Raw genomic sequence first — 10,871 nt, forward strand, 5'->3', positions numbered from 1 at the left:
TATGACATCTGCTACCCCCACTGTAAAGATGGGGTTTTCTTGACGCTTACTAAGAAATCACTTAACACGGGTTCGAATCCCGTTGTGGACGCCAAATAAATACTTATACACCGGAGGCTTAACTTTCAGAGGCTTAACTTGCAGCACCCCTCTAAAATAGTCTTACGAGTACCTCTTCGTCTTTTTCAAGCCCACGTCTGTCGGCCGGGATTTCTATTACGCCGTCAGCCGTCACAAGTGTTGAGATGAGGCCGGATTTACCCAGTATGGGCTGCGCGTATAGCCCACCGTCTTTATTGAGGATTTTTACCCATATAAAATCAGTCCTCGCCGGTTGTGACGCGATATTTGACGTGAGCCTTGCCTTGGTGATGGGGTGATATGTTTCGTTGAGTAATTCGCCGGTCAGGCGTTTTAAAACCACTGCTGCTTTAATAAAAACCTCGAAACTGACTGTTACGGCTGCGGGATGTCCGGGGAGGCCGAAGACGGGTACGCCGCCAACGCAGCCTGCGATGATGGGTTTGCCGGGCTTTACAGCAACGCCGTGAAACAGGACGCCAGGGCTGCCGAGGCCGTTAATAATCCTCTCTGTCATGTCCATCGTGCCTACGGAGCTGCCGCCCGTGATTAAGACCATTTGAGACGTTTTAATGGCATCTGAGACAATGGCGCGTATGGCATCGTAGTCGTCCCTACAAATCCCTTTTCGCACTGGCGTTGCACCATTGTTTAAGAGCAGGCCGCTTAAGTTATATGAGTTAATGTCCCTGATTTGCGCGCCGTTAATCTGCATTGACGGGGGGATAATCTCGTCGCCCGTTGAGATAATGGAAACAATGGGCTTTCTATAGACCAATACCTCAGAGATGCCGATTGCTGCAAGCGCCCCCATGTCCTGGGGCCTGATTTTATGGCCACGGCAAAGCAACGCGGTTCCATTAGAGACATCTTGCCCCTTTTGGATGACATTGTCACCTGGGGCAAGTGCCCTCAATACCTCAATGTCCGAGTCGCCTAAGGGCTGTGTGTGTTCAAACATTATGACCGCGTCTGCGCCGGAGGGAAGCATCCCGCCGGTTGGAATCCTGGCCGCTTCACCATGTGTAATGTGAAAATTAGGGGTCTTACCCATGATTATCTCATCTGTCACTTTAATGTATGCGGGCAAGGTCTCAGTTACGCCGAATGTATCCTCCGCCTTCAGCGCATATCCATCCATCGTGGAACGAGCGTAATGAGGCACGTCCTCATTTGAGGTAATTGACTCGGCCAGTATCCTCCCGCAGGTGTCCTCTATGGGAGACTTTTCAATTGCGGGAGCTGCGAAAACGGTATTGTTGAGCAGTTCAAGTGCCTTACTTAACGGGATGGCATCCGCCCTGCCAAGCATATCAATCATAATTTGTTAATGGGATCTTGCAGAAAGAGTTTTTTATAAATTGAACCGTGCACTATTTCACCCGCCGGCCTGTATTTCGTAACCGAAGAGGCGCGCCCATTTGTCATGACGTCAACGATACGTTTTAGTGATGTGTCAGTAAGGTCTTTAATGGCCTCAGTGGGGGGGCTGCAACTCAAAAAGAACGATTTCTCAAACAGGTTGACAAACGACATGGATGTAAATAATGACATGTAGACGAGACTTTTGAAGATTCTCTTGTTGGCCTTGTAAGAGAAAAAGGTATTGCATATGGAATGCTCAAGGAATTCGTCATTGCGTTTCTGGACGCTTCGCTTGATTGCTACCGCGCGAAGCCAGTATTTTTTGTTTATAAGGCTGTCGGCCTTGAGTTCGTATATTGTGTGTTCTATGTTCTTTTTTTCCTTTGTGAGGATTTCGTGTGAGACAGTATCTGCGGCGAGGTGGCAGAGGTAGCCGTAGCTGAAGGCCCTTTGCTGGTTGTTACGGGCGCTGTCTAAAAGGGCGAAGCCGAATTCCCACGAGTGGGAACTCCCGCTTTGAGGGAGATATTTTTTACCGAGGACGATGTCGGCTATTATGTTTCCATAGAGGAAATCTTCTTTGAATTTTTTTATAATCACATATATGGCCGGAGGAAGGAGATATGGCAGGGACAACACCTCGCTGCCCAGATACATATGGGTCAGCGGCCCCCACGCGTAACCCGCCGTCGGTATTGCTATAAATCCCAGCACAACAAACATGAACAGCAGCATCGTCTTTATATTCTATAACATTCCCGCCTAAAATACTATAACAATCTCACTCCACGACATTTCTAACCAAACTTTCGCACAGGGAATAATGGATTTACCGTATAGTCCGTCATTCCGGCTTGTCCAGAATCTGTCTCTACACATTCTCACCAGCCAAATAAGATTCCGGACAAGCCGGAATGACGACAAGGCAAGCCGTGTGGATACAATTTTCTATCGCGGAGTGAGTATAACAATAATTTATTCAGGGAGATGTAAAGAGTGCTCTGCGCGGCCTTACCGTGCAATTAATGTGGTAATGGCGTCCAGTAATTCATCGAATTTATATGGTTTTACCAGGGTGCCGCAGAATCCGAACTCCTTGTAGTTGTCAAGTATGTAGTCGTTCGAATAGCCACTGGCAACAAGCGCCTTGACCGATGGGTTTAACTTATGTAATCTGGCAATGGTGTCTTTTGCCCCCAGGCCTTTGGGAACGACAAGGTCAAGGATAACAACATCAAAGACGGCGTTGTCAACAAGAGACTTCTCGTAAATAGAGATGGCCTCAGAACCTTCCTCAGCCAGCACGACCGCAAAGCCGAACTCATGGAGAAGCTCAGCCGTAACCTCCCTTATATCGCCGTCATCGTCCATGAAAAGTATGCTCCCACGGGACGCGGCGCCAACTGCGTCTGTTACACTATCACTCCCCAATACATTCTCCCCGGTACAAGCAACTCAACGAAATAAGCAACTCAGCCAAAGCCGCTACATCATTAAACGCCAAAGCCGCCACATCATTAATTGAACCGCACCTACAGTAAACCGCACCTACATGGCAACCTCTTGCGGTAGTCTAACAAAGTTTTATTAATAATGCAAGAAAAAAATTGTTGAAAGAAAAAAACGGCAGCACGATAAGGTTACTAAATATGCCTGTCCTTTAGTGTACAATAAGATACACGAGATGCCAATGAGGACGAGTGAATGAAAAAGGGCAGAGCTATTAAAGTGACGCTGTATATGTTTATTGTTATCACGTTGATACATATAGGAATCAGCATGGCAATACCGGCCTTCCGTTTTAACTCTGGCTTTAGCTATTCAACACTCATGGAGGCCGACTCTCCAGAGGCCAAAGACACAGCACCATTTCCTCCTCCGATGTATGTTGCAGAGCAGCGTGTCGGTATGCCCGACAATTTGAGGGTCTATTCGTTTCTCGGTAGTCAGGCACAAGAGCAATTTTCTCGTTGGTACGTTGCTCGCGGTGACTTTTACATTATGACGGGTGGGTTTCCTTTTTTGGATGGCAATGGCGTGCAGGTGGAGGTTCAGTCGGAAAGCAGTATGCAAAAAAGGTTTGACTTAACAGATAGGGTAAATCCCAGAAATGTCATGGTCATGAGGAAAATACACCTTAACCGGGAGCGGGGACCATATAAGGTCAGAATAGTGGCAAAACAGGGAGCGGTCAGCGGTACTAACACATGGTTTGCAGTGTCTGAGCCGTTCGTTATTACGGGGAAGACGGGCGAATTGATGGCTGTTTTGAGGATTGTCCTTTCTGTGTTTGCCGCTGTGACATTGATACTGGGACCTGGGCTTGCCATCAGGACATTACTATGGCAAAATTCAGTTTTCAGGGCGGCGGCATTTATTGCCGTGCCGGGGGTGCTTATTTTGGCCATCTGCGGCCTGATATGCTGGAAGGAGGCTCTTAGGATAAATCCACAGTATATTGCGGCGGGGTTCAGCCTGTTAATCTTATTTTTCTGTTTTTTTGTCCTTGGCATCAGGAGTGCCTCCGCGTTAGTTTCAAATGCGGAGTGGAAGGTCATCGGCATTGTATTTATCGTCGTATTAATAGCGGCAGCAAAGGGGAGTTATTCTGTCGGGCCGTTTGAGGAGATGTATGGAGGAACCATATCAAGGACGCTGGATGCCGGAGGGCGTCCTGACAGCAGGATTCAATACCATGTGGTGCAGTTAGCGGGCAATGGACTAGACCCGTACAGCAGGGCGGGCAGTAGATATTTCTACCCGTGGTCGTTTTCGTCGCGCACGCCTATGGGCGGGTTGACGGCGGCCTCTCTGGTGTTTTTGGCAGGGGGAAAGCCCCCGCCTGGAATGCCTTCGCAGGCATGGGCACCTTTTGACAACGAGGGGTTTGCCGTATATCGGATTGCTATGATAGTGTTGTCGGCGGAGTGTCTTTTGGCCATGTTTAGTGTGGCCTCTGTGCTTGCCGGGGAAAGGGCAGGGATTATTTGCGTCTTACTGATGGCGCTGACGCCGTTTTTTATTCACGAGGTCTATTATTCATGGCCTAAACTTGCGGCGGCTGGCCTTGTTATGGCGGCCTTATATACCGTGCTTGTTAAGCGCCCGCGGCTGTCCGGCCTTTTTCTTGGACTGGGGTATTTGTTTCATCCTATGGCGCTCTTTTCGCTTCCCGTTATCCTGTTTGTTTTGATAGCGGTGGAGAAGGATGGTTCACTGAGGGATTTAATATATGTAAAATATAAAAAAATAGTGATAGACAGCAGTTTTATCGTCATAACCTGCGGGTTGTTTCTTTTTTTCTGGGAAGTAGTCAATGTGGATTCTGACCGTCAGGCGTTTTTTCTTCAGTACATATTGATGTCCAATGAAAAGCTGGGCGCAGGGACTTTGGCATGGGTTACTTCACGCCTGCAGTCGTTGGCCAATACAGTCATTCCTCTTTATCTGTATATTCATACGGGCGGCGCGCAGGAGGTCAACTCTTTGAATGGCCGGGTGCCCGGCATAATACCCTTTTGCTTTCAGTATTGGAATACGGTGCCGTTTGGTTTTGGGCTGGCGGCACTGCTGATATTTATTAAAAAAACATATGACGGCGCGCGGGTGCATCCGGTTGTGTTTACGGCGGTGGTGGCGGTTCCTTTCTTTGCCTTTGCCGTGTATTGGGGGTTTAATGTGACGGGTTTGATGCCGGAGGGGCTTCACGTATGGGTGATGAGTGTGATTTTGTTTATGGTATGGGCGTGGAGGCCGTTGGTTGTTACGAGGGGACAGGCCATAGTGTTGTCGCTACGGGGGATTGAGGTCATGATAATGCTTATAGCGCCTATCTGGTTTTCTATGGACAGGCGTCTTGATGAGATATATTTTATGAATGACATTATTATGCTTGGCGTGATGTTTGGCGGGACGGCCCTGCTTGTCAGGAAGACGTTGGCATTCAGTCAGTAATATTTTACAACATTACGTCGTGGATAGACAGATTCCGGACAAGCCGGAATGACGACAAGACAAGCAGTCAGGCGATTATGTAATAGCCAAACATGGGAACGATTCCGGACAAGCCGGAATGACGACAAGACAAGCAGGGTGGGGACAATTTTTGTCGCGGCGTGAGCGATGTACATAAAATCAGTTCAGGCAGTCTCAAAAATACCTTGATATAATAATCGTACAAAGGTTATCATAGCGATTATCTATAAAAAATTTTGGAGGTATTAACCAATGTTTGAGAATCTGGCATGGGCAATGGGTTCGGCGCCGCCGTCCGGGCAAGCCGCAGGTGCCCCTGATATGTTTATGAGTTTCTTCCCGTTGATCGTTATTTTTGCGATCTTCTATCTGCTCCTCATTCGGCCACAGCAAAAAAAGGCAAAGGAGCATAAGGAGATGCTGAACAATGTCAAAAAGGGTGATAAGGTCATCACCTCCGGTGGTGTCTATGGCCTCGTGGAGAGCGTAGGCGACAATACGGTCGTCCTGAAGATTGCGGAGAATGTGAAAGTCAAATTCGGCAAATCCTTTATAGCCGCCGTACGGGTTAATCAGGAAGAAGACTGAGTTTCCTGTCGCTGCCCGGCTAAACACGGGCATAGTTCACGTTACGCTGTATAGTTTCACATTACGGTTTACGGTAAGGAGGTTGTTTCGTGAAAAAGAACATAAAGTGGCGTTTTTCTCTAATCGCCCTGGCGCTTGTGGCGTCATTTATAGCACTGCTTCCAAATACGCCTGTTTATAAGTTAATGAACAAGGCTTACAGGGACCTTATGCCGGACAAGGGTATTATCCTTGGCCTTGACCTTCAGGGTGGAATTTACCTTGTCTTTGAAGTGGAGGGAGACAAGGCCGTTGCCCTCAACGCCAAAAGGACTGCCAGCGGCATTAATAAACTCCTGTCGAAGAAAGAAATGAAGGCGGAGGCCACAGTAAGTGGCACCGAGATAATTATCGTCCCCGCCTCTGTTGAGGCAAGAAAGGTCGTTGAGGACGCGTATCCCACGCTTACCGCCAAAGAATCCGATGGCCGGTTGGTCTATACCCTCTCCGAAAAGGAAATTAAATCCATTAAGGAAAACGCGGTAGACCAGGCCCTTGAGACCATACGCAACCGCATAGACCAGTTCGGCGTTGCCGAGCCGGTTATCCAGCGGCAAGGGGAGGGCGAGATAGTTGTTCAACTGCCCGGCGTAAAAGACCCCAAACGGGCGATTGATTTAATCGGTAAAACCGCCCAGCTTGAATTTAAGCTCGTTGATGACGAATCTAAACTGGCCGCCGAGATTCCAGCCTCTGTCAAGCCAGCCGACGAGGAAGAGTTCATCGCGAAGATGAAAGAAAAAATCCCCGAAGACAGCGAGATACTCTTTGAAAGACACACTTCTAAGGACACCGGCGAGGTGACAAAACGCCCGTATCTGCTAAAGAAAGAATCGCTTCTCACGGGAGATTTTCTGTCAGAGGCCAGAGTGGCCATTGATTCGCGCTTCAATACGCCGTATATCTCTGTTACTTTTAATCCTGAGGGTGCGAAGCTCTTTGAGGAGCTTACTGGCAAGTTTGTAAAGAAGCGCCTGGCCATTATACTTGACGGCAACGTGTACTCCGCCCCTGTGATTCAGGAGAAAATCTCTGGTGGAAACGCGCAAATCTCTGGTTCATACACAATGGAAGAGGCAAAAGACCTCGCCATAGTGTTAAGGGCCGGTTCTTTACCTGCCCCCGTAACCCTGCTTCAGAATATCACCGTGGGGCCGTCGCTTGGGTCTGATTCCATTGAGGCTGGCAAGCGGGCGGCGCTGGTGGCGTTTCTCCTTGTGGCCGTGTTCATGGCCTTTTACTACCGCCTGGCCGGAGCTATTGCTGATGTTGCCCTCGTCTTAAACATAATATTTCTTCTGGGGGCCATGGCGGCAATGAATGCCACCCTGACAATGCCCGGCATTGCTGGTATTGTCCTTGCGATAGGTATGGCCGTTGATACGAACGTCCTTATGTTTGAGCGTATGAGAGATGAAATAAAACTTGGGAAGACCCCGCGGGCGGCGGTTGACTCAGGGTACGATAAGGCGTTCCTGACGATTGTTGACTCACATGTGACCACACTTATAACGGCGGCGGTGTTGTTTCAATTCGGCACCGGCCCGATAAAAGGGTTTGCGGTTACATTGAGCATTGGTATAGCAATCAACCTTTTTACCTCTCTCATAGGCACGAAGGCCGTCTTTGACTACCTGAATTCATCTAAGGAGGTTAGGAATCTCAGCATATGATTGAAATTATTAAACGAACCAATATAGATTTTATGGGAAAGCGCTATATTGCCTTTATAGTCTCAGGGGTACTGTCGTTGGTCGGCATCCTTGCCATTGTGGCGATAGCGCGTGGGACGGCGAATCTTGGGATAGATTTTGCTGGCGGCACGGCCGTTCAGGTCAAGTTTGACAGTGGAGTTACCCTTCACCAGGTCAGAGCAGCCCTGGAGGGTAACGGCATAAAAGGGGCAGACCTTCAGGACTTCCCCTCGGCGAAAAAGGTGCTGATCGTATTAAAAAAAGCGGGAGAACACACCTCTTCCCCGTCGTCCTCCAAAGATGCCGCCGCAGTAGAGAAAGGGTTGTCGGACAAGGTCATTGAGGCCCTTACGAAGGGTTTTCCTGGTAACAAGATAACCGTGGATTCCATCTCTGAGATAGGCCCGAAGGTTGGTAAAAGGCTCAGGGTGGACGCATTGTGGGCGGTGATTGCCTCCACTGTGGGGATTCTCATATATGTTGGATGGCGCTTTCAGTTCAGTTTCAGCTTAGGGGCTATTGTGGCCACATTTCACGATGTCCTTGCCGTGCTTGGATTTTTTTACATCACCGGACTTGAGATAAACCTAATCCTCCTTACAGCACTCTTAACCATCGCTGGCTATTCGCTAACTGACACGGTGGTCGTATTTGACAGAATCAGGGAAAACATGAGGGTGTTATTAAAGGAAACCATTGACAGCCTCATAAACAGGAGCATTAATGAGGTGCTCTCAAGGACATTGATTACGTCTCTGACGGTGCTTCTGGCCTCGATAGCGCTGTTTATATTTGGCGGCGAGGTGCTGCATGACTTTGCGCTTGCGATGATTCTCGGTGTCCTTGTGGGGACATATTCGTCTGTTTTTGTAGCCAGCCCGGTCGTGCTGCTTTGGTCAGGGAATAAGCCGTTGATAAAGAAACAACGTTGACGCCATGCCTTTGATACAAAAGCGATGGCTGCTGAAGAGGACTAATAAGGATTTCTTAGAGTACTTTGCCAGGGAGTTGGACATGTCGCCGTTGGTGGCGCAGGTGTTGGTCAACCGTGACATCAAAACGACGGAGCAGGCAAGGTACTTTTTGCATTCCACAATAGATTCCATTGGCGACCCTTTCAGGCTCTCCGGCATGGAAAAGGCAACCAGTGAGATATGCCGTGCCGTCGCACATTCAGAGAAAATATTCGTTAGTGGCGATTATGACACAGACGGCACAACCGCGGCCGCTATATTAACTGAGACCCTTCGTGGCATGGGTGCCTCTGTTGAGTGTTTTATCCCGAGCAGGTTTAAGGACGGCTATGGGTTTCACGTACAGGCGGTTGAGAGGGCAAGGGAGCTGGGGTGTTCTCTGATTGTAACAGTTGACTGTGGAATTAGCTCTTATGCGGCCGTTGAGGCGGCACGCCAGTACGGAATTGGTGTTATTATCACCGACCATCACGAGCCATATGTTGATGGCGGCGGCAGTGAGTTGCCCAGGGCCGTCAGCATAATAAATCCTAAGATTGAAGGGGATAACTCACCGTTTCCAAATCTCACAGGTGCGGGAGTTGCCCTGATGCTCAGCCGCGCCCTGCTTGGCAGGATGGATAAAGGCTTGCTGGATATGGCGGCCCTTGGAACCATAGCCGACGTAGCGCCTCTGACTGGTGAAAACAGATTGATTGTAAAGGACGGCCTTAAGGTATTGCATGAGACGCGAAGGCCTGGCCTCAAGGCGCTTATAAAATGTTCCGGCATTAATGGACGTATACCTGAGCCGGATATGCTTTCATACATGCTGATACCGAAAATCAACGCCGCGGGCAGAATGGACGACGCCTCTAACGTAGTGCGCCTCCTGCTGACAGAAGACCTGAATGAGGCGCAAACACTGGCCGAATATCTCACAAAATTGAATCAGGAAAGGCAAAAGATTGAGGAAGAGGTGTTCAATAGCGCTTTAGCCAAATTAGGGGCCATTAAACCTCATGGCCGCGTTATAGTGGTAGGGGACGAAGGCTGGCATGAAGGTGTCATCGGCATTGTTGCCTCAAAGCTGGTGGACAGATTTAATCTGCCGAGCATAGTGTTTTCCATAAAGGGCGGCATTGCGAGAGGCTCCGCAAGGAGCGTTCCCGATATAGACATATGCAAGGCCATCTCTTCGTGCACACAGCACATAATTCAATTCGGAGGGCATAAACAGGCGGCGGGGGTGAAATTGAAAGCCACCAACATACCGTTATTTGAACAGGCCGTCAACGAATTCGTAGAAGGGGCGCGTGACGCCGACTCCTCGCCCACCATTACGATTGATGTGGACTGCTTTATTAAAGACGTGAATATGAAACTGATGTCTGAATTGTCGAGGCTTGCCCCGTATGGTTGTGGAAATCCCGACCCGATTTTCGGTTCGCGCGGCCTGTTGGCAATAAAACCCCGCATAGTAGGGAAGAACCACCTGAAGCTGAAACTAGGCCACAACGGCTTTGTCATTGACGCAATCGGATATGACATGGGAGGGCTTATAGACGACATTGAAAACTCTGAATGTGTTGACGCCGCGTTCACTCCTATTATAAACGATTACAACGGCGGCCGCTGCGTTCAGCTAAATATCAAGGCACTGCGGGCCAGTGAATGATGTTCTGGATAAAATGTTGGCAAAAATACGAGGGGGGGGTTACCCCCCTTCGTCGTTAATCTTGTGCGCCCGGCACGGGCGCATACTTGGTGGTGTAAGTCCACTACGGGGGCTGATAGCGCCAACCGTTAGCCAAAGGCAAGGGTGTCCGTTGTGACGCGGAATCTGGTGTTGCCGGCGGCAAGCTCCGGTCTGAGGATCACAACGGCATATAAGGCTTACGCTAAGTCGGGCGAGTTTGCCAAACAAAACGAAGCCCAAAGCTATCCGAGACTTACGGAGTAAATGCGGCGGATATATGGAGTGAAAGTATGCGTTCTTACCCGGGGAGGTCTGACTGAAAAGTCGGTGAGATAAACTTGAAGCCGACAAACCTTGCAGCGATGCAGGGCTGAGCAGTCAGAAGTCAGCAAGGCCATAGTACCGGAAGGGAAGGGCTGAACGTAATTCCATTTCTAAATCATACCTACAATAATATATTTTATCTCACTCCGCGAC

9 protein-coding genes are annotated in these 10,871 nt (G+C 49.1%); 6 read left to right on the plus strand and 3 right to left on the minus strand.

Going from position 1 to position 10,871, the window contains the following annotated elements; genetic code table 11:
• Positions 1 to 151: 151 nt before the first annotated feature.
• The 3 genes from AB7D94_RS13930 to AB7D94_RS13940 all read right to left on the minus strand — a co-directional run bounded on the left by AB7D94_RS13930 (position 152) and on the right by AB7D94_RS13940 (position 2,877).
• Complete coding sequence (locus tag AB7D94_RS13930; RefSeq protein WP_420266535.1) at positions 152 to 1,402, minus strand: molybdopterin molybdotransferase MoeA; 1,251 nt, start codon at positions 1,400 to 1,402, stop codon at positions 152 to 154.
• The gene (locus AB7D94_RS13935; protein ID WP_420266536.1) at positions 1,399 to 2,181 is read right to left on the minus strand and encodes a zinc dependent phospholipase C family protein; all 783 of its coding nucleotides are present in this window, start codon (positions 2,179 to 2,181) and stop codon (positions 1,399 to 1,401) included. The genes AB7D94_RS13930 and AB7D94_RS13935 overlap by 4 nt, the downstream gene beginning before the upstream one ends.
• A 276-nt stretch (positions 2,182 to 2,457) precedes the next feature.
• Positions 2,458 to 2,877, minus strand: coding sequence for a response regulator (locus tag AB7D94_RS13940; RefSeq protein ID WP_420266538.1), 420 nt, complete (start codon positions 2,875 to 2,877; stop codon positions 2,458 to 2,460).
• A gap of 273 nt (positions 2,878 to 3,150) precedes the next feature.
• Here AB7D94_RS13940 and AB7D94_RS13945 point away from each other — a divergent pair, with 273 nt between their 5' ends.
• From AB7D94_RS13945 to AB7D94_RS13970, 6 genes are all read left to right on the plus strand, one after another.
• Entirely contained in the window at positions 3,151 to 5,400 is a 2,250-nt protein-coding gene (locus AB7D94_RS13945) for a hypothetical protein (RefSeq protein WP_420266539.1), read from the plus strand.
• A 273-nt stretch (positions 5,401 to 5,673) separates the two neighbouring features.
• A complete protein-coding gene (gene yajC, locus AB7D94_RS13950; RefSeq protein ID WP_420266540.1) occupies positions 5,674 to 6,009 on the plus strand; it encodes a preprotein translocase subunit YajC in 336 nt (111 codons plus the stop codon).
• A gap of 89 nt (positions 6,010 to 6,098) precedes the next feature.
• The gene (gene secD / locus AB7D94_RS13955; protein ID WP_420266541.1) at positions 6,099 to 7,721 is read left to right on the plus strand and encodes a protein translocase subunit SecD; all 1,623 of its coding nucleotides are present in this window, start codon (positions 6,099 to 6,101) and stop codon (positions 7,719 to 7,721) included.
• Positions 7,718 to 8,674, plus strand: coding sequence for a protein translocase subunit SecF (secF, locus tag AB7D94_RS13960; RefSeq protein WP_420266542.1), 957 nt, complete (start codon positions 7,718 to 7,720; stop codon positions 8,672 to 8,674). Before secD ends, secF begins: the two co-directional genes overlap by 4 nt.
• 4 nt (positions 8,675 to 8,678) lie before the next feature.
• Complete coding sequence (recJ, locus tag AB7D94_RS13965; protein WP_420266543.1) at positions 8,679 to 10,373, plus strand: single-stranded-DNA-specific exonuclease RecJ; 1,695 nt, start codon at positions 8,679 to 8,681, stop codon at positions 10,371 to 10,373.
• Between the two features lie 153 nt (positions 10,374 to 10,526).
• Positions 10,527 to 10,658, plus strand: a complete 132-nt coding sequence (locus AB7D94_RS13970; RefSeq protein WP_420266545.1) for a hypothetical protein — start codon at positions 10,527 to 10,529, stop codon at positions 10,656 to 10,658.
• Positions 10,659 to 10,871: the final 213 nt, after the last annotated feature.

The sequence above is a fragment of the Candidatus Magnetominusculus dajiuhuensis genome, from assembly GCF_046044395.1.
In the GTDB taxonomy this organism is placed as follows: Bacteria; Nitrospirota; Thermodesulfovibrionia; order Thermodesulfovibrionales; family Magnetobacteriaceae; genus Magnetominusculus; species Magnetominusculus dajiuhuensis.